This is a genomic window from Fulvimarina pelagi HTCC2506 (assembly GCF_000153705.1).
In the GTDB taxonomy this organism is placed as follows: domain Bacteria; phylum Pseudomonadota; class Alphaproteobacteria; order Rhizobiales; family Rhizobiaceae; genus Fulvimarina; species Fulvimarina pelagi.
The window spans coordinates 1,654,491-1,674,455 of sequence record NZ_DS022272.1 but is presented as its reverse complement, the minus strand read 5'-3'; the positions used below and the strand labels follow the sequence as shown (position 1 = coordinate 1,674,455).

The following is a 19,965-nucleotide window of genomic DNA, read 5'->3' as shown; positions in this document are numbered from 1 at the left end:
CATTAACGATCCGCAAAGCCTAATCTCTTACTCGATATTCACCGTGCGGTTCCGTAGGCATAGCGCCTCGCGTCCAATCGGGAAAACGCGCCTTCTAGAGGGGACAACTGACCGTCATGACCGGTCTTTTCATTCCGTCCAGCGTGGCGGACAATATCGCTTGGAGCATTTGCGTTCTCGGCGCATGCATGGCGGTACGCTTCCTGATCGAGCGGCTGGCAGCTGCTAGCGACGATCCGTTCGTCGCGCGCCGGCGGCGTTTCACGGTCCGCGCGCTGACGAACGCGATAATCGCATTTGCGCTGCTTGGTATCTGGCTCGCGGAGATCCAGAATGCGCTCCTGTCGCTGACGGCCGTCCTCGTCGCGTTGGTCGTGGCGACCAAGGAGCTCATCATGTGCGTCGCGGGCTCGGTGCTGCGCTTCGGCGGCCATCTCTTCAAAGTCGGCGACCGCATCGAGATCAACGGCATACACGGAGAGGTGGTCGATCACGGTCTCTTCTCGACGACAATCATGGAGCTTCCGCCACAGCAGCATGGCTTTTCCGGAACAGGTCGTACTGTCATGCTGCCCAATTCCGTGCTTCTCTCCGGTCCGGTCAAAGTTGAGGCTCAGCCACGGCATTATGCACCCCATCGCTTTCTCCTGACGATGGAAAAACCAGTTCCCGCGGCTGAGACGGCGCGACTCGTCTCCGAAATAGCGCGGCGGGTACTGGAGGCGGACCGCGAACTCGCCGCACGGTTCCATCAGTTCGCTGCGCGCAAGGCGGGGGCCGAGATCTCAGGACCGGAGACCACAGTCTCCGTCGGGACGAGCGAAATCGGCAAGATGCAGTTCCAGATAACGCTCTACTGCCTCGTCAGGGATGCGGCGCAAATTCAGAATGAGATCACCGTAGAGGTGATGGACGCATTGCGGACTGCTTCGTTGTCAGGGTCGCAGGCAAACGGGGAGGCCGACGATCGAGCCTGGGCGGACATCACGGGGCGTCTCAAGCAGGCTGCGGTCGGCAAGCGGCGCGAAGCAGCCTGATCAGCGACCATGGATCATCTCCACGGGATACAGTGTCAGCGGCGAGCGCTTGATATTTGAGGGCACGGAAAAACTGGTGGAGCTGAGCGGGATCGAACCGCTGACCTCGTCATTGCGAACGACGCGCTCTCCCAACTGAGCTACAGCCCCATCCACTTTGCGAGCGCGATTTACGTCCTGAAAGGCCGATCTGTCAACGTTTTGTTCACGGACGCCGCGGGGTGCACTTCAGTATGCTCCGCGCAGAAGCCGGCCGACAGTTCTGAGGCGCAAGTGGGCCGTCCGAAGCGCCGGCATGAACGGCCCACAGGACGCGATTACCGGTTCTTGAACTGCGCGCTTCGCTTCTGAACGAACGCCGACATGCCTTCCTTCTGATCTTCGGTCGCGAAGGAAGCGTGGAAGAGCCGTCGCTCGTGTTTGAGGCCAGACTGCAGCGGTGTCTCGAAGGCTTCGACCACGGCTTCCTTGGCGGCGAGGACCGCCGGGAGGGAATAGTCAGCAATCTTTTCCGCGATCTTCAGGGCGTCTTCCAAAAGGTTCGTCGTCTGGACGATGCGCGAGACGAGGCCACAGGCTTCGGCCTCCTTCGCGTCCATCATTCGGCCGGTGAGAACGAGATCCATTGTCTTCGCCTTGCCGATCGAGCGGGCAAGGCGCTGGGTGCCGCCCATGCCAGGCAGGATGCCCAGAGTGATTTCGGGTTGGCCAAATTTTGCGTTCTCCGCCGCGACCACGATATCGCACATCGCGACGACTTCGCAGCCGCCGCCGAGGGCGTAACCGCCGACAGCCGCGATAAGAGGCTTGCGGATACGGCCCATCCGGTCCCAGCCGGACCAAAGGTCATGAATGTAGGCCTCGGAATATTCGTAGGTCTCCATCTCCTTCACGTCGGCACCTGCCGCGAACGCCTTCTCCGTGCCGGTCAGCACGATTGCGCCGATCTTGCCGTCTACGTCGAACTCCTCGGCCGACTGGCAGATCTCGCGCATCATCTGCTGGCTAAGCGCATTCATCGCCTTCGGCCGATTGAGCGTGATCAACCCCACACGGCCGCGGGTTTCGGATTTGATGGTTTCATAAGCCATTCGAATGATTGCCCCTCCTCGAAGCACGTCGCTCCGGTCCGGGCCGCATTAAGAGAGCAAGCCGCTTACGATGCAACAGGCCGCGACGCCGAATGCTGGGGACAGACCTGCGTTACGCTGTCCATCCCTGTTATCGCTGGCACTCTGGGCAGAAGAAGGTAGACCGGCCCGATTGAACGATCCGCTTGATCGTGCCTCGGCAGGCCTCGCGCAGACAGGGCTCGTGCTCGCGCCCATAAACCCGGAACGAATGCTGAAAATAGCCGAGCTCCCCGTCCGCCTTGCGATAGTCGCGAAGCGTCGAACCGCCGGCCTCGATGGCGTCGGCTATGGTGTCGCGGATGCGGTCGGCGAGGTCGTCGAGGCGAGCGGTCGGGCGCCCATCCTTGCGGACGATGGATCCGGCGAGGCGCCGCGGACTGAGGCGTGCGCGCCAAAGCGCTTCGCAGACATAGATATTGCCAAGGCCGGCAATTGCCTTCTGGTCGAGGAGGGCGGCTTTGAGCGGTGTCGACCGGTCCGCGAAGAGGGGCGCGAGCGCTTCGCCAGTGAGGCCGTTGCCGGTCGGTTCGAGACCGAGACTCCGTAAATGCGGATGGGCATGCATCTGGCCCGGTTCGATCAGGGTCATGTAGCCGAAGCGGCGCGGATCGTTGAAGACGACGGAAGGCGTTGAGCCGTCGTCTCGCTTCAGATCGAAGCGAACATGGTCGTGCAGCCGGTCTTCCGAGCGCGGATGGACGAACGTGCCGGGGACAATTGCCTCGCCCTTCGTCTCGATGCGAAACGAGCCCGACATGCCGAGATGCATGGCGAGGGTCAGGCCCTCCGTCGTTTCGGCGATGAGATATTTCGCTCGCCGCGATAGGCTGGCGATCACGGCGCCTTCGATCCGCTCAGCGAACCGGTAGGGCAGGGGAAAGCGGAGGTCTGGCCTCGCGAGATGGAGTTTGGTCACGGTAGCGCCCTCCATGACCGGTTGCAGGCCACGGCGGACAGTCTCCACCTCTGGCAATTCGGGCATCGACGTATAAGTCCCACAAAGTGAAGCGCGGTTCGAACCGCGCTGTTGAAATTCAGGATGGGGGAAGGCCGCGTTGCGGCGATCGGCCCTCTTTGACTTGTCTTGCGGATATCGCCATTCGGGGCGATGCGATCAAATGTTCAGGGTTGATGCAATGTCCAACAGCCGAGCGACAGATGCCGACGGGATGGAGACGAGCTACGGCTACTCCACCGTTTCGGGCCGCGAGGAGAAGCAGTCGCGCGTCAACGATGTCTTCCACCGGGTCGCCAAGCGTTATGACCTGATGAACGATCTGATGTCGGGTGGCCTTCATCGTGCCTGGAAGGATACGATGGTGTCCTGGCTCGCGCCGCCGCATCGGAAGGGCTGGCGCTTCCTCGATGTTGCAGGTGGTACGGGCGATGTTGCGTTCCGGATCGTTGAGCGGACCGGACGGCGCGTCGAAGGCACCGTGCTCGACATTAACGCCTCGATGCTGGGTGTCGGCGCCGAAAGGGCTGCGCGGAAAGGAATTTCCGACAACCTGCGTTTCGTCGAGGCGAATGCGGAAGATCTTGGTCTGCCGGATAGCCAGTTCGACGCCTATACGATCGCCTTCGGCATCCGGAACGTGCCCCGTATCGACAGGGCGCTTGCCGAGGCTTACCGCGTGCTGAAGCCGGGCGGCCGGTTTCTTTGTCTCGAATTTTCCGAAGTCGACGTGCCGGGCCTCGATGCGCTCTACGAGACCTGGTCGTTCAAGGGGATCCCGGCGATTGGCCAGCGGGTGGCGAACGATCGCGAGTCCTACGAGTATCTTGTCGAATCGATCCGCCGCTTCCCCAATCAGGAGAACTTCGCCGGGTTGATCCGCAAGGCCGGCTTCGAGCGCGTGACCTATCGCAATCTCACGGGCGGGATCGCCGCGCTCCATTCGGGCTGGAAGATTTGAGACGCTCAACGCCCGACCGAATCGCGAAGCAAGGCTAAGCATCCGTGGCCAATCCCATTCGAGGCACGTTCGCACTCGCCCGCGCCGCCTTCGTGATGGCCCGAGAGGGGGTCATCGGCACTTTCCCGGCCGAGGGCATGCCGCCGGCGGCGCTGTTCGGCTATAAGGTCGCGCGCCTGTTCGAGCGCCGCAGCGCGGCGGGCCGCGAGCGCTCAGACCGGCTTTCGCGAGCACTCAACCGTCTAGGGCCATCCTATGTGAAGCTCGGGCAGTTTCTGGCGACGCGGCCGGACATCGTCGGCGCCGACATTGCTGGCGAACTCGGTGAACTGCAGGACAAGGTCCCGCCGTTTCCGACTGAAGAAGCAAGACAGGAAATCGAGGTCACGCTCGGCCGGCCTGTCGATGAGCTTTTTGTCGATCTTGGAGACGTCGTCGGTGCTGCATCGATCGCGCAAGTCTATAAGGCACGAATTATCGGAAACGACGGGATCGAGCGCTTCGCAGCAGTGAAAGTGATCCGCCCGCATGTGCGCGCCCAGTTTCGGCGAGAACTCGATGCCTTCGCCTTCATCGCGCGGTTCCTGGAGCGGTTTTTCCCGGCGGCCCGTCGGTTGCGACCGGTGGCCGTCGTCGAGACGTTGACCCAGACGACACGGATCGAGATGGACCTGCGTCTGGAAGCCGCCGCGGCGTCCGAGATGGCGGAAAACACGGCGGGCGATCCCGGATTTCGTGTTCCGTCCATCGACTGGGAGCGCACGGGCCGCGACGTCGTCACGATGGAATGGATCGACGGCATCAAGATGAGCAACGTGTCGGCGATCATCGCGGCCGGGCACGATGCTCAACGGCTTGCCGTCAACGTCGTCCAGTCCTTCCTGCGCCATGCCATGCGCGACGGCTTCTTCCATGCCGACATGCATCAGGGCAACCTGTTCGTCGCGCCGGATGGGGGCATCGTCGCTGTCGACCTCGGTATCGTCGGTCGATTGTCTGACGAATCGAAGCGCTTCCTCGCCGAGATCCTCTATGGCTTCATCAAGCGCGACTATCGGCGTGTCGCTGAACTGCACTTTGAGGCGGGTTACGTTCCGCGCACCCAGGACGTCGCGAGCTTCGCCCAGGCGCTGCGGGCGATCGGCGAGCCGATCTATGGCCAGCCGGCCGAGACGATCTCCATGGGCCATCTTCTGTCGCTGCTCTTCGAGGTGACCGAGCTCTTCGAGATGAAGACGCGGCCGGAACTCGTCCTCCTCCAGAAAACGATGGTCGTGGTCGAGGGCGTAGCACGGACGTTCGACCCCAAGTTCAACATGTGGGTTGCAGCAGAGCCGGTGGTTTCGGACTACATTCTTCACGAACTCGGGCCCGCCGCGAAGCTGCGGGAAGCGCGGGATGGTGTTGAGGCGATCCTACAGATCCTGCGCAGGGCGCCCGATCTCGCCGGAGGCCTCACGGTGCTCTCGAAAGAATTGCCGGACCTCATCGAGAACGGGATCCGCCTGAACGACGACACCTTGAAGGATCTCGCGACCGAAAAACGCGCCTCCATCCTCTCCGGCCGCCTCGCCCAATGGATCATCGCGATTTCGCTGGCGACAATCGCGCTGTCGTTCGTGTTCGGTGGGTGACGCGATACGCTGGATCACTCGGTTCAGTGTCTCCTGCAAGCCAGCGTTCAGTGCATTCCCTGAACCAAAAGATCGATCAATCATCGTCTTTCGGACGATCCGGGCCCCGTGCATGCATATTTCTGATATTGCGAAGGAGAATTTTCTGGTTGCGGCCAGCGTGAATGTCGATCCGGTCAAGTGATGAAAAGCCTCGAAGCCAAACGTATCCTTCTCATTCTCGGTGGTGGCATCGCCGCCTATAAAGCGCTCGACCTCATCCGCCGCCTGCGCGAACGCGGTGCAGATGTGACGCCGGTCATGACCGAGGCAGCCGGCGAGTTCGTGACACCGCTTTCGGTCGGCGCTCTGTCGGCGTCCAAAGTCTATGGGGATCTCTTCGACCGCGACGACGAGCACGATGTCGGCCATATCCGACTGGCGCGCGATCACGATCTGATCCTCGTCGCGCCGGCCACCGCGAACATCTTAGCGAAATGCGCCAACGGCCATGCCGACGATCTGGCGACGGCGGTCCTTCTTGCAGCGCGCGCGCCGATCCTGATGGCGCCGGCCATGAACCCCGCGATGTGGGAGAACGCCGCGACGCGCCGAAATTATGAGACTTTGCGCGGCGACGGCGTCCGATTCGTCGGCCCGAATTCCGGTGAGATGGCCGAGACCGGAGAGGCCGGCCTTGGACGCATGGCCGAGCCGCTGGAGATCGTCGCTGCGGTCGAGAATGCTTTCTCACAAGCGCCGCAGCCGCTTCGAGGGAGACGCGTGCTTGTCACGTCCGGTCCTACCTACGAGCCGATCGATCCGGTCCGGTACATTGCGAACCGCTCTTCGGGGCGGCAGGGCCACGCCATCGCAGGCGCGCTTGCACAGCTTGGGGCGGAGGTAACGCTGGTGTCGGGCCCGGTGAACCTGCCCGATCCGGCGCGCGTGAACGTCGTCAGGGTCGAGACCGCGCGCGAGATGCTTCAGGCGGTCGAAGCCGGATTACCCTGCGACGCGGCGATCTTCGTTGCGGCCGTGGCGGATTGGCGCGCGGCCTCGCCCTATGCTTCGAAGATTAAGAAGGAGGGAAGCGGAGCGCCTACAATCACCTTCGAGGAAAACCCGGATATCCTTGCGACGATCGGACATTCGGACCGTCGACCGAGGCTCGTCGTCGGTTTTGCCGCTGAAACCGACAACCTCCTGCGGAACGCCCAGGCGAAGCTGGAGAGGAAGCGGGCGGACGCCATCGTCGCCAACGACGTTTCGGCGGTCGGCGGCGTCATGGGCGGTCTCGACAATACAGTCCACCTGATCACAAAGGCCGGGGTGGAAGATTGGCCTAGGATGACAAAGGACGAGGTTGCCGAACGCCTCGCGGATTGGATCGCAGTGAAGCTCGGCGACGGCGGCTGATTATGATGATCGAACTCGCGTTCAAACGCCTGCCGCATGGAACTGGCATCGAACCGCCGCGCTATGAGAGCAAAGGGGCCGCCGGAGCAGACATTCGCGCTGCAATTGACGAGGAACTCGTGCTTCAGCCTGGCGAACGCGCGCTGGTGCCCAGCGGCTTTTCGTTCGCCGTGCCGCAGGATTACGAAATGCAGATCCGCCCCCGCTCAGGCCTCGCAGCGCTCCATGGAGTGACGGTCCTCAACACGCCGGGCACGGTCGACAGCGATTACCGCGGCGAGGTGAAAATCATCTTGATTAATCTCGGCGCAGAAGCTTTTCGGCTTCAGCGCGGAGACCGGATCGCACAGGCCGTCGTCGCGCCGGTTACCCGAGCGAGTTATGTCGAGGTCGCGGATCTTGAAGCGACAGTGCGGGGTGAAGGCGGTTTCGGTTCGACCGGTGTCTGATCGACAAGCCGGTAGTACATCTACACGGTCGCGGGCAGGTGGGGCTCGGCTTCTGGCTCTCGCAAGTATCTCGATCTCTGGATAGCAGCGAGAGGCGAAAGTGTTACGCGGTTCCGTCCACCGCGCTTCGACCGATAGCAGTTCTCATCCGCCGCCTTGTAGAGCGCATCGAAGCCGGCGCCTCCGCCCGAGAACGCGCCTCCGATGCTCACCGTCAGCCGCGCTTCGTGCCCATTGGCGCCGACCGTGAGGCGCGAAACGGCGCTCCTGATACGCTCGGCTATCACGTAGCCCTGGTTTTGCGTCAATCCGTGGACTGCGACGATGAATTCTTCGCCGCCGAGCCGGCCGCAGATATCGTCGCCGCGCAGGGAACCGGCGGTCGTCCGGGCGATCGCCTTCAACGCCTGATCGCCGATCGGATGGCCGAAACGGTCGTTTATGCGCTTAAAATGATCCGCGTCGATGATGAGAAGCATGGAACCCGTGCGCCCATCCTCGCGCATCGCCATCGTCTTTGTGTTCCAGGCGTCCCTGAAACCCTGGCGATTGAGAAGCCCTGTAAGCCGGTCTCGCATAGCGCGGTTCTTCCAGCCGCGGCGCTGCGTATCGAGAATGGTCGTCCTGATCAGAATATGACCGATATGAAGTGCACCGACGACCAAGGACAAAAGCACAGCAAAGACGAGAACGCGCGAAAAGGCGGCCGAAGGGAAGTCGGCAAAGAAAACGGCCGCTCCGAGCCCCGAAAAGAACGCGGTCGCGCAGATGAGGACCATGCACTCGGAGAGAATCAATCGCAGAATTGATGACTGAGCCGGCATCTTCCGGACCTCGTAATGGACGATGCCTCGAAGGTGCCCCCACGGCACCTAAGTCTTGGTGAAAGACTTATGTCGAATTGAAGCGATCGCCGCCTTTTGCGTCACGAAAGTGTGAGCATAAGTCGCCCCGCGCCAGACAAGTTTTCCAAAAGAGCGGACAAGGATGGATTGTTCGTCCTCACGTTGAATTGGGACCCTTCCCATGTCTGATTAGATTAGCTTGCACGGGCGACCCGATGCGGGGTCCTCATTCTGCTGTTCGAAGACACGAAACAAGCACGGGAGAAACGGATATGGACGACATCAGTCAGAATCGCAGCGCACGCACACACGGACGCGGCAAAATCTACGATTCAATCGTCGATACGATCGGCGACACCCCGCTTGTGAGATTGAAGAAGCTCGCCGCCGAAAAAGGTGTGAAGGCAAATCTCTTGGCGAAGCTCGAATTCTTCAACCCTATCGCCAGCGTGAAAGACCGCATCGGCGTCGCCATGCTGGAGAAGCTGGAAGCAGACGGGAGGATCGAGCCCGGCAAGACGACGCTGGTCGAGCCGACATCCGGTAATACCGGAATCGCGCTCGCTTTCGCGGCCGCCGCCAAAGGCTACAACCTGATCCTCACGATGCCGGAGACCATGTCGATCGAGCGGCGCAAGATGCTGCGCCTTCTCGGCGCGCAACTGGTGCTCACGGAAGGTGCCAAGGGCATGAAGGGTGCGATCGCCCGGGCTGGCGAACTCGTCGAAGAAATTCCGAACGCAGTCATTCCTCAACAGTTCGAAAATCCGGCAAACCCGGAAATTCACCGGGTGACGACCGCCGAGGAGATATGGAACGACACTGGCGGTAATGTCGATGTGCTCGTCGCCGGCATCGGTACCGGTGGTACGATTACCGGCGCAGGACAGATTCTGAAGAGCCGAAAGCCCGATGTTCATGTCGTCGCCGTCGAACCTGAAGCCTCTCCCGTGCTTTCGGGCGGTCAACCGGGCCCGCACAAACTTCAAGGGATCGGAGCGGGCTTTGCGCCGCAGATCCTTGATCAAGGTGTCTACGACGAGGTCCTGACGGTCTCGAATGAAGAGTCCTTCGAGTTGGCGCGCCTTGTCGCTCGGCTTGAAGGCGTGCCGGTCGGGATTTCGTCAGGATCGGCCCTCGCTGCCGCCATCAAAGTCGGCCAGCGAGAGGAGATGGCCGACAAGAACATCGTCGTGATCATTCCATCCTTCGCCGAGCGCTATCTCTCGACGCCACTCTTCGAAGGGCTGACGGACGAGGACGAACCGAAAGAGCCGCGTAGAGGTGCGCCATCGATCTGAGCACGTTCGACCATTCGAACGCAAAGGCCGTCGCCCAGTCATTCTGGCGGCGGCTTTTTTCTGTCGAGGCTTCGTATAGGGCGGCCGCCGGGCCCACGGTGCCTTGTGAAGATGATTGAAATTCGGGCGTCCGAACGTCGGCGACATTCTCGATCGCATGTTTCTCGCGGCGCCATGGCCGTTCGTTCCGATTATGCCGATCGCCTCGCGCCATTCGCTTTTGGTTTCGCGGTTCTCAAGTCGACATTGGAGCCATTGCCGTCCAGTAGAGTTTTCAGCTTATCGAGTCCGAGCGACTTGCCTGCCTTTCGTGCGTTGCGATGAATTGAAACTCTTGCAAATTCCTCAGACGGACACGATGGTTATGGCGCTGCACACCGGACGCGATACCATTGACTTGCAGCCTGCCAGCCGGCAGCAACGGGGCATCGATACATGGCGCGTCTGCGCAACTATTTTCTGACGGGGTTCATCGTCTGCGCGCCGCTGGCGATTACGGCCTGGATCACATGGTCCTTCATGCAATGGACCGATTCCTGGGTGAAGCCCTACATCCCGACGCAATTTCTCCCCGATTCCTATCTGCCGTTCGCTATTCCCGGCTTCGGGCTGATCGTTGCCTTGATGATCATCACGATGATCGGCTTTTTGACAGCGAACTTCATCGGGCGGACGATCGTCAAATGGGGGGAGACCGTTCTTGGACGCATGCCGTTGGTCCGCACGGTCTATACTGCGTTGAAGCAGATTTTCGAGACGGTGCTTGCTGACCGTTCTTCTTCCTTCAAGACCGCGGGTCTCATGGAGTACCCCCGCAAGGGTGTTTGGGCGATCGTCCTTATTGCGACAACGGCAAAAGGCGAGGTTGCCAAGGTGCTGTCGGACCAGGGCGAGGAAATGCTCGCCGTCTTCATGCCGCCGACGCCGAACCCGACCTCCGGCTTTCTGATGTTCGTACCCAAGGAAGACGTGCGCATCCTGAAGATGAGCATCGAACAGGCGCTCAAGCTCGTCGTCTCCTCCGGTCTCGTGACCGGCGACGAGAAGACTGCTCCGATGACCCAGGCCGAGGCGGAGCGAGTGATCGAGGAGCATGAGCGCCGGGAAGCGGCGGAATAGTCGAACCGGGCTAGCTCAGACCGCACCCGGCCCGAACACGGTCCAGCCGAGCCGTGTCGTGAGCATTTCGAGTGCGATGCGGCCCAGATGGGAGTTTCCGGTGGTGTCGAGGCCTGGTGACCAAACGCAGATCGAGGCTCGTCCCGGTACGATTGCAAGGATCGCGCCGCCGACGCCACTCTTGCCCGGCAGGCCGACCCGGTAGGCGAACTCCCCCGAGCCGTCGTAATGGCCGCAGGTCAGCATGATCGCGTTGATGCGACGCGCCCGCTCGGGCGTTACGACGGAATAGCCGGTCTCCGGCCGGATGCCGTTATTCGCAAGAAAACGCCCGGCGGTGGCGAGTTGCCGGCATGTCATGGCGATGGCACAGTGGTGAAAGTAGACACCGAGGGTGTACTCCACCGGATTGTCGAGAGCGCCGAACCCCTTCATGAAGTTGGCGAGCGCGCGGTTGTTGAAGCCATGCGCCTCTTCGGAAGCTGCGACGTCGTGATCGATGTAGATCGACTCGTCGTCGGCGAGGAACTGCATGAAGCGCAGGATCTCGCCGATCGCCTCGCGCGGCTGGTGGCCTGCGAGAACGTGGTCGGTCACTACGATCGCGCCGGCATTGATGAACGGATTGCGGGGAATTCCACGCTCGTGCTCCAGCTGTACGATGGAGTTGAACGGAGAGCCTGAGGGCTCGCGTCCTACCCGGTTCCACAGCCGGTTCCCTGCCAGTCCGAGCGCCAGGGTGAGAGTGAACACTTTCGAGACGCTCTGGATCGAGAATGGGATGTCGCATTGGCCGCCGCTGGCTACGTGCCCGTCTTGGGTCACGACCGTGATTGCAAATTGGTTCGGATCGACTCGGCCAAGCTCCGGGATGTAACTCGCCACTTTCCCGCGATCTGGCCGTGCGCGCATCTCCTCCGCGATTTCGGAGACGACGGTGTCTAGGGTTTCGTGAGGCATGGCATGATCTCGCTCGAACGCGCCGCCTCGACGGCGGCACGTCCCGGCTATGCGATGGTTGGGCGGGATCGGCAAGCCAGGAACGCTGAGGGTCTATTCGGCAAGAGCGGGTATTGCGGGTGAAATCGGGTTTGGGTGCGAAACTGACTGTCGAATTCGTTCCGCCGCCTCGCCAAAAAATCGCTTTCAGAGCGAGCGAACGACTCGGCACGGGTTTCCCACGGCCAGGACGTTCGGCGGCAAATTCTTCGTGACTACGCTGCCCGTACCGACGACCGTGTTCTCGCCGATTGTCACACCCGGGCATACCACTACCCGTCCGCCCAACCACACGCCGTCGCCGACCACCACCGGATGCGCGCTTTCAAGGCCAATGCGGCGAGTTGCAGCATCCAGCGGATGGGTCGCGGTGTAGATGTGGACGCCAGGTGCGATCTGTACCTCTTCGCCGATCGTGATCATGTTGCAATCGAGAAGTACGCAGTCGTAGTTCACGAAGCTTCTCGCGCCGATGCGAATGTTGGAGCCGTAGTCACACCGGAAGGTCGGCTTGACGATCGTGTCGGCCCCGAGATGGCCGAGGAGGTTTTTAAGTATACGGACGAGACCGTTCGCGTCGTCGGCCTGTGTGGCGTTGAAGGCTGTCAGGAGGGATTGAGCGCGTGCGTAATCGGCCTCGAGTTCAGGATCGTTCGCCATATAAGGCTCGCCGGCAAGCATCTTCTGTTTTTGTGTGACCATCGATCCCTTGCCCCTTTAGGGTGTGTGACGTCTAATCATCGATGTGTCGTGACAGAACATGAATGACAATACTGGATCGGCAACGGACGTCTTAGGCACCATGTCCTTATCCCGACCGCAACAACCGCACCGCCTCGTCCTTTCCGAACAGATAGAGCAGCGTCCGCAATGCCTCGCCGCGCGCTGATTTAAGCTCCGGGTCCGTTGCGAGTATCAGCCTCGCGTCGTCGCGGGCGACTTCCATCAGGTCGGCGTGGTGCTCCAACCGGGCGAGGCGGAAGAAGGGCATTCCGGATTGCTGGGTGCCGAGGAGATCGCCTTCGCCGCGAAGTTTCAGGTCTTCCTCGGCGATGCGGAAGCCGTCTTCGGTCTCGCGCATGATATTGAGCCGGGCCGACGCGGTCTCGCCCAGCGGCGGCCGGTAGAGGAGCACGCAGGAGGAGGCCTTGTTGCCGCGGCCAACCCGGCCGCGCAACTGGTGGAGTTGAGAGAGGCCGAAACGCTCGGCGTGCTCGATGACGATGATCGAAGCATCCGGCACGTCGACGCCCACCTCGATCACAGTTGTCGCGACGATGATCCGCGTAGTGCCCGCCTGGAAGGCGGCCATCGCGGCATCTTTCTCCTCGCCCTTCATGCGACCGTGGACGAGGCCGACCTGGTCTCCGAAGAATTTCCGCAGCACCTCGGCGCGCTCTTCGGCGGCGGTAAGGTCGCTCTTCTCGCTTTCCTCCACCAGCGGACAGACCCAGTAAACCCGGTCGCCGCCCTCGACCGCTGAGCCGATGCGCTTGACGATGTCGAGCAGGCGTTCCTCCGGAAGGGCGACCGTGGCAATCGGCTTGCGGCCTGCGGGTTTGCCGACAAGACGAGAGACGTCCATGTCGCCGAATGCGGCGAGAACCAGCGTGCGCGGAATGGGCGTCGCGGTCATCACCAACAGGTCGGGCCGCTTGCCCTTTGCGGAGAGTTGCAGCCGCTGGTGCACGCCGAAGCGGTGCTGCTCATCGACGACGACGAGACCGAGATCGTGATAGTCGACGCCCTCCTGAAAAAGCGCGTGGGTGCCGACGACGATCTGGGTGTCGCCGCTCTCGATGCGGCCGAGCTTGGCATCGCGTGCCTTTCCGGTGTCGCGGCCGGTGAGAATTTCGAGGGTGATGCCGGCGGCATCGCAGAGCTTGGAAAGCCCGCTCGCATGCTGGCGGGCGAGAATTTCCGTCGGCGCGAGAAGGACGGACTGAACGCCAGCCTCCGCTGCCCGGGCCATCGCCATGAGTGCGACGACGGTCTTTCCGGCCCCCACATCGCCCTGAAGGAGTCGCAGCATGCGCTCCGGGCTCTTCATGTCGGCGAGAATGTCGCCGACGGCGCTGACCTGCGCTTCCGTCAGCTCGAAGGGCAGGGCATGTTTCAGTCTGGCGAGAAGCGAGCCGTCGCCCTCGAGCGACCGACCGGATTTGCCGCGCATCTTCTGGCGCGAGAGCGTGAGGGCAAGCTGGTTGGCCAGGAACTCGTCGTAGGCGAGCCGGCGGAAGGCGGGGGAGGCCGGATCGAGATCGATCGCGTCGGATGGGTCGTGTAGCCGCGCAAGCCCGTCTTTGAGGCCTGGAAAGGTCTGACGCTTGAGGACGCCCGGCTCGATCCATTCCGGCATATCCGGTGTCTTCTCAAGTGCCTGTGCGATAGCCCGCCTCAACACCTTGCCTGATAGACCGGCCGTCAGCGGATAGATCGGCTCGACCAGCGAGTGGTTTTCGGCCTCGGCGAGCGGGGCGACGAAATCAGGATGCACCATCTGTGCGCGACCGTTAAACCATTCGACCTTGCCGGAGACGAGCATTTTCTCACCGACCGGGAGCAGGTTTTCGAGCCAAGCGGCTTTCGCGCGGAAATAGGTGAGGGCGATCTCGCCGGTCTCATCCTGAGCGAAGACGCGGTAAGGCGCGTTCGACTGGGCCCGTCCCGGCGGTTGATGTCGATCAATCCTGACGGTCAGCGTCACGATCGCGCCCTGGCCGGCGGAGAGAATTTCCTCGCGTCGCCGCCGATCGATCAGACCGCTCGGCAGATGGAAGAGGAGGTCGCGCACGCGCAGCGTTTGTCCGGGCCGGACGAGCAGGGTCTGCAGCAGCCCGGCGACCTTTGGACCGACCCCATCGAGTGTCGTCACGGCAGCGAAGAGAGGGTCGAGAATTGCGGGTCGCATGGCCGTTGGTTTGCTGACTGTAGGGCGGTTTGGCAAGCCTTCGGCCGGCCGGGTACCGTGCGTGCTGCAACGCGGCACTCCCTACCGCTTTTGAGCGAGCCGATTGAAGCGTTTCACGAAGCGGCTGTCGTTCCAATCCTTCCACCACCAGACCCAACGTCCTTCGAAGGAATAGCCCCACTTATCTGCCACCGCACGGCCGTCGGCGGTTGAGAGAAGGCTGAGCCAATCCTTCTGCGGACGGTATGGGCGCAGGGGCATGCCGTGCGCTGCACGGCGAAGATTATCGGCTAGGACTGGGCCTTCGCGGACCGCGAAGACGCCGGCCTTGGGGCGCGGATCAGGCAGGGCGGCGATGTCGCCAGCGGCGAAGACGTTAGGATGCGAGCAACTTCGCAGGCTCTCGTCCACACTGACGAAGCCCTGCGCATCAAGAGCTAGGCCGGTTTCCGTCAACCAATCCTGCGCCGTGCTCGTCGTCGCCCAAACGATGGCGTCGGCTTCGATTTCGAAGCCGTTTTTGAGGATGATGCGATCCTCGCGGCTTCGCGCTACCGGCGAGCCGAGAACCGTGCGGATGCCTTTCTTCCGCAAAGCTTTCGTCATGCGCGCACGGGTTCGCGGCGAACGGTCGGTAAGGATTTCTTCCTGATCGCCGACAAGTGTCAGTTCGAATGGTCGCGCACCGATCTCTGCAGGAAGGCGTGCGGCGAAGGCAAAGACCAGCTCTACGCCTGCCGCACCCGTTCCGACCACGGCAAGCCGGAACGGCTCAGTGCCGCATTTCGCCTTGGCAAGAATATCGGCGACGGTCTGTTTGAAGCGATCGATCGGCTTGACCGGCACGCCTGCCTCGGCCTTGCCCGTCCCGGGCTGGGAGCCGATGTCGAGCGAGAGAAGGTCATATTCGAGTGAGGAACCGTTTCCAAGCGTCGCAATCCGTGCATCCGGGTCGATCGCAACTACGCGGTCGAGGTGGAGATCGGCGCCTGCGAAACCGGCGAGCCCCGCTGCGTCGATCGTCATCTCCTCCACCGTATAGAACCCCGCCAGATAGCCAGGCAGAGATCCGGAATAAGGCGTACGGCGTTGCGGCGTGACCAGCGTTAGCTCGACCGAGGTTTCCGGGCGCTTGCCGAAGGCCTCGAGCACATGGACGTTCGCATGGCCTGCTCCCACTAGAAGAATACGGGTCTTCAGTCCGTTCCTGCCTCTGTGCGTCATGCAGATTTTTGTCGCAAGTCGGCGGCGAGGGAGCTCGGCGCGACGACACACCAGTTTCGCGCCGCGCCCGTTCTCCGAACCGACGGCAGCTCTAGTTCGCTACCGAACAAAACGGTTGCCGCATCGCAAATCCGTCCACCGAACCTGGAGCCTGACCGCATGGGTCTCATCGGCATCGTCCTCTCCCTCGGCCTTCTGATGTATCTCGCCTATCGAGGGATCACGGTGCTGATCCTCGCGCCGCTTCTGGCGCTTCTGGCGCTCGTCCTCAACGGCGAATTCACGCTGCTCGGCACCTATACGCAGATTTTCATGACGGCGCTCGGCGACTACGTCATTCAGTATTTCCCCCTTTTCCTGCTGGGAGCGATCTTCGGCAAGCTGATGGCCGATTCCGGTTCGGCTCGCGCCATTGCCGAGACGATCGTGGGAAGGCTCGGACCGAGCAACGCCATCGCGGCGATCGTCCTGTCCTGCGGTATCCTCACCTATGGCGGTGTCTCGCTCTTCGTTGTCGCCTTCGCGGTCTATCCGATCGCCGCCGCGATGTTCAAACGCGGCGATCTGCCGAAGCGCCTGATTCCGGCGGCGATCGCGCTCGGCTCCTTCACGTTCACGATGACGGCCTTTCCGGGAACGCCGGCGATCCAGAACGCGATCCCGATGCCCTTTTTCGGCACGACGCCTTTCGCCGCGCCCATCATCGGCGTCGTCGCGGGGCTCATCATGATGATCGGCGGTATCGCCTGGCTGAACTTCCGCGCGAAACGGGCGGCCGGCCGCAACGAGGGCTATGGCGAGCACGAGGAGTCTGCGATCGGCGAGTCGGCCGAGATCGAGGGCGACGCGCCGTCCTTCTGGGTGGCGATGGCCCCAGCGATCGCCGTGATCGTGCTCAACGCGCTCTTCACCTATGTCTTCATTCCGGCGATGGATACGAGCTATCTCAGCACGGAGGAGTTCGGCGAGATCGAGATCGGCGACGTGCGCGGCATCTGGGCGATCATCGCGGCCCTCGTCCTCTCGATCCTCCTGCTGGTCGGCTTGAACTACAAGCGCCTGACCGATCTCAAGACCTCAGTGAACAAGGGCACCTTCGGCTCGCTCCTGCCGGTTTTCAACACCGCGTCCGAGGTCGGCTACGGCGCGATCATCGCGTCTCTGCCTGCCTTTTTCGTCGTACGAGACGCGGTGCTCGGCCTGACCGACAATCCGCTAATCAACGTCGCGGTCGCGACGAACGTCCTCGCCGGCATCACGGGCTCTGCATCCGGCGGGATGTCGATTGCCCTGGAGGCGCTCGGCGACCGGTTCGCGGAGCTTGCCGAGACGGCGGGTATTTCGGAACAGCTGATGCACAGGATCACGACGCTGTCTTCCGGCGGCTTCGACGCCCTGCCGCACAACGGCGCCGTGATCACGCTCCTTGGCATCTGCGGCCTGACGCACCGCCAGTCCTATGCGGACATCTTCGTCGTCGCGGTTTGCATTCCGGTCGCCGCGACCATCGTCGCGATCGTCCTCGGCACGATCGGGGTCATCTGACGATGGAGCCCGGCGGCCAACCTCCGCCTATTTGATAGCGGCTGCCACGGTCTCTTTGGGTGTCTGGTCCTCGTCCTCGCTGCCCGTGTCGAAACGGGGGTCGAGGGCGATGGTGAGTGGAGTTTGGGTTCGGGGTAGGGGGATCGTCTGGAAGTCACTGCGCTCGTCGACCGGACGCGCGCCTCGGCGGAACGTGCGGTAGAAGGCGTAGGCTGCATAGAGGGCGGCCGCGGCGCCGATCGCCTGGAAGATGCCGACCGGGCCGAACAGTTCCATCAGGTAGGCAGTGTAGAGCGGGCCAATCATCGTACCGATACCGTATAGAATAAGCAGGCCACTCGATATCTTGATGAAGTCGTTCGGGTCGGCATGGTCGTTCGAATGAGCGACCGCCAGCGAATAGGACGGATAGACCACCCCGCCGATGACGAAGGCACCCGCAAGAAGCAGCGAGGCGCCTGACGCGCCGAGCTGTGCGCCGGCCGCTGCAATAAAGATACCGATGCCGCCGACCGCCAGCATGACGTAGCGCCGGTCGGTCTTGTCAGATATCCGGCCGAGCGGAATCTGGAAAACGATGCCTCCGGCCATCGCGACCACGGTGAGTGAGGCAATCTCGGTGGTCGATAGCCCGATCTGCTGGCCGAAGACGGGCGCCATATTATTCCATGCGCCTGACATGACTCCCGCGAGGAGAACGCCGACTGCTCCCACTGGGGAGTTCCGGAACAGGAGCTTGATGTCGATGGTGACGCTGGAAAGCGGCGCAGGCGCTGGCGCGCGCGACAGAGCGGTCGGCATCACGCCGAGACAGAAAAGGATCGCGCAAACCATGAAGGATGTCGCAAGGGCCGGATCGGTCAGCGGCAGGATATACTGACCAGCCATCATCGCGGACATGGTCACAACCATGTAGATTGAGAAGATCGCGCCGCGCGTCTCGTTCGTGACGCGTTCGTTCAGCCAGCTCTCGACGATCATGTAGCAGCCAGCCAGCGCCAGGCCCGCCATGGCCCGGAAAATGATCCAGGCGATCGAGTCGACCAGTATCGCCGATAACAGGACGGAGATGGCGAGGAGCGCCGATAGCGAGGAGAACGTACGCACGTGGCCTGCACTGCGGACGATGATCGGCATGACAACGCAAGCGCCGGTGAACGCGATTGCATAACTCGTACCCAATAGTCCGATCTCGTAACTCGACCAGCCTTCGATTGCGCCGCGGACGGGCAACAAAATGCCTTGAAGACCCGCACCCGCCATGAGGAAGAAGGTGGAAACGAGAAGAGCGGTGATCGGGATAATCTGTCGGGTGAACTGCATGACGTCCTCGCATTTGACCGGACATGCAGACCCATGTCCGGCGGCGGGGGCATTAACCGTGAAAGATGGCGCTGACGAGAGGCAAATGGGCGACAGGCCGGCACTCAACTGGCACCCAAATTCGCGTTTTGGAGCAATCCGCGAGCAATACGTTGCCGCCGCACGGATTTCCGGCCCAAAATCGGCAAAAAGGCGGGACAATCACTTCGTAGTGAGGTCTTCGAGCTTCGCCTTCAGCATCAGAAGATCTCGCCATGCCAAGCGCTTTTGTGCAGGATTCCTGAGAAGATAGGCTGGATGCAGCATCGCCATGGCGGGGATCTGGTCGTTCTCGCCGAGGCCCATCGTGTAGCTCTTCCACTTGCCGCGCAGACGAAGAATTCCTTCTTTCGCATCGAGCAATGCGATCGAGGCGGGATTGCCGAGTGCGACGAGGATCTTCGGTCGCACCAGCTCTATATGCCGCTGCAGAAACGGGAGGCACATGGCGGTCTCGACGGGCGTGGGCTGGCGATTGCCGGGCGGACGCCAGGGGACGGTGTTGGTGACCCGTACCGCCTCGCGCTCAAGGCCGATCGACAGAAGCATCCGATCGAGGAGCTGGCCGGATTTTCCGACGAATGGCTCGCCTTCAAGGTCCTCGTCGCGGCCGGGAGCCTCGCCGACCAGCATGAGGTCGGCGTCCTCCCGTCCGTTTCCAAAGACGCAGGATTTTGCCGTGACGCGCAACGCGCAACCTTCGAAGGAGCGCAGCGCATCTTCGAGTTCGGCGAGGCTCGCGGCGGATCGGGCGCGTTCCCGCGCGTCGGCAATCGCCGCATCGCCCGAGATCGGGAGGGACGGCGCGGGAAAGCCCGCTTGCGCCTCGTCGAGGCGCGCGTCGCGAACCGGAGCGCTCGCGGCTGCGGGCGAAGCTTGGGGGCTCGCCTCTTCGTTCCGCCGCGTCGGTTGCGTCGTCGTGGCCGGTGAGCCTCGGCCACCCGAACGGCGCTCGATTTCCGCACGCGTCTCGGCGAAACGATCGCGCGGATGATCGCCCCAGAACGTGTCGATCCCGGCCTCCGAATAGAAATTCAGAAGGGCGATCGCCTGGTTTTTCAGCTCGATTGCGCGATGTTCGTCGGCCATTCC

The 19,965-nt window shown here is 62.1% G+C and carries 17 protein-coding genes and 1 tRNA gene; 8 read left to right on the top strand and 10 right to left on the bottom strand.

Annotation, left to right across the window (positions count from 1 at the left end; translation table 11 throughout):
• Positions 1-116 precede the first annotated feature (116 nt).
• Positions 117-1,037 (top strand): mechanosensitive ion channel family protein, encoded by a 921-nt coding sequence (locus FP2506_RS07875; RefSeq protein ID WP_007066908.1) that lies wholly within the window; start codon positions 117-119, stop codon positions 1,035-1,037.
• 74 nt (positions 1,038-1,111) lie between these two features.
• Here FP2506_RS07875 and FP2506_RS07870 read toward each other — a convergent pair.
• The 3 genes from FP2506_RS07870 to mutM form a co-directional block, all read right to left on the bottom strand.
• A tRNA-Ala gene (locus FP2506_RS07870) sits at positions 1,112-1,187 on the bottom strand.
• 167 nt (positions 1,188-1,354) lie between these two features.
• Positions 1,355-2,128 carry an enoyl-CoA hydratase gene (locus FP2506_RS07865; RefSeq protein ID WP_007066906.1) on the bottom strand — a complete coding sequence of 258 codons (774 nt, stop codon included), beginning with the start codon at positions 2,126-2,128 and terminating at the stop codon, positions 1,355-1,357.
• Between the two features lie 130 nt (positions 2,129-2,258).
• Entirely contained in the window at positions 2,259-3,152 is an 894-nt protein-coding gene (gene mutM, locus FP2506_RS07860; protein WP_007066905.1) for a bifunctional DNA-formamidopyrimidine glycosylase/DNA-(apurinic or apyrimidinic site) lyase, read from the bottom strand.
• Positions 3,153-3,306: 154 nt separating this feature from the next.
• Here mutM and ubiE point away from each other — a divergent pair, with 154 nt between their 5' ends.
• The 4 genes from ubiE to dut all read left to right on the top strand — a co-directional run bounded on the left by ubiE (position 3,307) and on the right by dut (position 7,567).
• Positions 3,307-4,086: a bifunctional demethylmenaquinone methyltransferase/2-methoxy-6-polyprenyl-1,4-benzoquinol methylase UbiE gene (ubiE, locus tag FP2506_RS07855; protein WP_007066904.1), complete on the top strand. Its 780-nt coding sequence runs from the start codon at positions 3,307-3,309 to the stop codon at positions 4,084-4,086.
• A 44-nt stretch (positions 4,087-4,130) separates the two neighbouring features.
• Complete coding sequence (ubiB, locus tag FP2506_RS07850; protein WP_007066903.1) at positions 4,131-5,720, top strand: 2-polyprenylphenol 6-hydroxylase; 1,590 nt, start codon at positions 4,131-4,133, stop codon at positions 5,718-5,720.
• Positions 5,721-5,903: 183 nt separating this feature from the next.
• A complete protein-coding gene (gene coaBC, locus FP2506_RS07845; protein ID WP_007066901.1) occupies positions 5,904-7,118 on the top strand; it encodes a bifunctional phosphopantothenoylcysteine decarboxylase/phosphopantothenate--cysteine ligase CoaBC in 1,215 nt (404 codons plus the stop codon).
• A 2-nt stretch (positions 7,119-7,120) separates the two neighbouring features.
• Positions 7,121-7,567, top strand: a complete 447-nt coding sequence (dut, locus tag FP2506_RS07840; protein WP_007066900.1) for a dUTP diphosphatase — start codon at positions 7,121-7,123, stop codon at positions 7,565-7,567.
• A 20-nt stretch (positions 7,568-7,587) separates the two neighbouring features.
• Here the strand turns inward: dut and FP2506_RS07835 are convergent, their stop codons facing one another.
• Positions 7,588-8,391: a GGDEF domain-containing protein gene (locus FP2506_RS07835; RefSeq protein ID WP_081448298.1), complete on the bottom strand. Its 804-nt coding sequence runs from the start codon at positions 8,389-8,391 to the stop codon at positions 7,588-7,590.
• 293 nt (positions 8,392-8,684) lie between these two features.
• On the opposite strand from FP2506_RS07835, the gene cysK reads away from it, so the two are divergent.
• Positions 8,685-9,713: a cysteine synthase A gene (cysK, locus tag FP2506_RS07830; protein ID WP_007066898.1), complete on the top strand. Its 1,029-nt coding sequence runs from the start codon at positions 8,685-8,687 to the stop codon at positions 9,711-9,713.
• Between the two features lie 435 nt (positions 9,714-10,148).
• Entirely contained in the window at positions 10,149-10,832 is a 684-nt protein-coding gene (locus FP2506_RS07825) for a DUF502 domain-containing protein (protein WP_007066897.1), read from the top strand.
• Between the two features lie 15 nt (positions 10,833-10,847).
• On the opposite strand, the gene FP2506_RS07820 is transcribed toward FP2506_RS07825, so the two are convergent.
• The 4 genes from FP2506_RS07820 to FP2506_RS07805 form a co-directional block, all read right to left on the bottom strand.
• The gene (locus FP2506_RS07820; RefSeq protein ID WP_007066896.1) at positions 10,848-11,792 is read right to left on the bottom strand and encodes a glutaminase; all 945 of its coding nucleotides are present in this window, start codon (positions 11,790-11,792) and stop codon (positions 10,848-10,850) included.
• Positions 11,793-11,978: 186 nt separating this feature from the next.
• On the bottom strand, positions 11,979-12,533 hold the full coding sequence (locus FP2506_RS07815) for a sugar O-acetyltransferase (RefSeq protein WP_007066895.1): 555 nt from the start codon (positions 12,531-12,533) through the stop codon (positions 11,979-11,981).
• Between the two features lie 106 nt (positions 12,534-12,639).
• Positions 12,640-14,742, bottom strand: coding sequence for an ATP-dependent DNA helicase RecG (gene recG, locus FP2506_RS07810; RefSeq protein ID WP_007066894.1), 2,103 nt, complete (start codon positions 14,740-14,742; stop codon positions 12,640-12,642).
• An 81-nt stretch (positions 14,743-14,823) separates the two neighbouring features.
• Positions 14,824-15,966 carry an FAD-dependent oxidoreductase gene (locus FP2506_RS07805; RefSeq protein WP_081448297.1) on the bottom strand — a complete coding sequence of 381 codons (1,143 nt, stop codon included), beginning with the start codon at positions 15,964-15,966 and terminating at the stop codon, positions 14,824-14,826.
• A 159-nt stretch (positions 15,967-16,125) separates the two neighbouring features.
• On the opposite strand from FP2506_RS07805, the gene FP2506_RS07800 reads away from it, so the two are divergent.
• Positions 16,126-17,511: a GntP family permease gene (locus FP2506_RS07800; RefSeq protein ID WP_007066892.1), complete on the top strand. Its 1,386-nt coding sequence runs from the start codon at positions 16,126-16,128 to the stop codon at positions 17,509-17,511.
• 27 nt (positions 17,512-17,538) lie between these two features.
• Here FP2506_RS07800 and FP2506_RS07795 read toward each other — a convergent pair whose 3' ends face one another.
• Positions 17,539-18,834: an MFS transporter gene (locus FP2506_RS07795; protein WP_007066891.1), complete on the bottom strand. Its 1,296-nt coding sequence runs from the start codon at positions 18,832-18,834 to the stop codon at positions 17,539-17,541.
• A 201-nt stretch (positions 18,835-19,035) separates the two neighbouring features.
• A complete protein-coding gene (locus FP2506_RS07790; RefSeq protein WP_007066890.1) occupies positions 19,036-19,962 on the bottom strand; it encodes a uracil-DNA glycosylase in 927 nt (308 codons plus the stop codon).
• Positions 19,963-19,965 lie beyond the last annotated feature (3 nt).

Coding starts and splice junctions, on each gene's coding strand:
- FP2506_RS07795 (WP_007066891.1), bottom strand. CDS start 18,834: ATGCAGTTCACCCGACAGATTATCCCGATCACCGCTCTTCTCGTTTCC.
- mutM (WP_007066905.1), bottom strand. CDS start 3,152: ATGCCCGAATTGCCAGAGGTGGAGACTGTCCGCCGTGGCCTGCAACCG.
- FP2506_RS07835 (WP_081448298.1), bottom strand. CDS start 8,391: ATGCCGGCTCAGTCATCAATTCTGCGATTGATTCTCTCCGAGTGCATG.
- FP2506_RS07815 (WP_007066895.1), bottom strand. CDS start 12,533: ATGGTCACACAAAAACAGAAGATGCTTGCCGGCGAGCCTTATATGGCG.
- FP2506_RS07825 (WP_007066897.1), top strand. CDS start 10,149: ATGGCGCGTCTGCGCAACTATTTTCTGACGGGGTTCATCGTCTGCGCG.
- FP2506_RS07800 (WP_007066892.1), top strand. CDS start 16,126: ATGGGTCTCATCGGCATCGTCCTCTCCCTCGGCCTTCTGATGTATCTC.
- dut (WP_007066900.1), top strand. CDS start 7,121: ATGATGATCGAACTCGCGTTCAAACGCCTGCCGCATGGAACTGGCATC.
- FP2506_RS07820 (WP_007066896.1), bottom strand. CDS start 11,792: ATGCCTCACGAAACCCTAGACACCGTCGTCTCCGAAATCGCGGAGGAG.
- FP2506_RS07875 (WP_007066908.1), top strand. CDS start 117: ATGACCGGTCTTTTCATTCCGTCCAGCGTGGCGGACAATATCGCTTGG.
- coaBC (WP_007066901.1), top strand. CDS start 5,904: ATGAAAAGCCTCGAAGCCAAACGTATCCTTCTCATTCTCGGTGGTGGC.
- FP2506_RS07790 (WP_007066890.1), bottom strand. CDS start 19,962: ATGGCCGACGAACATCGCGCAATCGAGCTGAAAAACCAGGCGATCGCC.
- ubiE (WP_007066904.1), top strand. CDS start 3,307: ATGTCCAACAGCCGAGCGACAGATGCCGACGGGATGGAGACGAGCTAC.
- FP2506_RS07805 (WP_081448297.1), bottom strand. CDS start 15,966: ATGACGCACAGAGGCAGGAACGGACTGAAGACCCGTATTCTTCTAGTG.
- recG (WP_007066894.1), bottom strand. CDS start 14,742: ATGCGACCCGCAATTCTCGACCCTCTCTTCGCTGCCGTGACGACACTC.
- FP2506_RS07865 (WP_007066906.1), bottom strand. CDS start 2,128: ATGGCTTATGAAACCATCAAATCCGAAACCCGCGGCCGTGTGGGGTTG.
- cysK (WP_007066898.1), top strand. CDS start 8,685: ATGGACGACATCAGTCAGAATCGCAGCGCACGCACACACGGACGCGGC.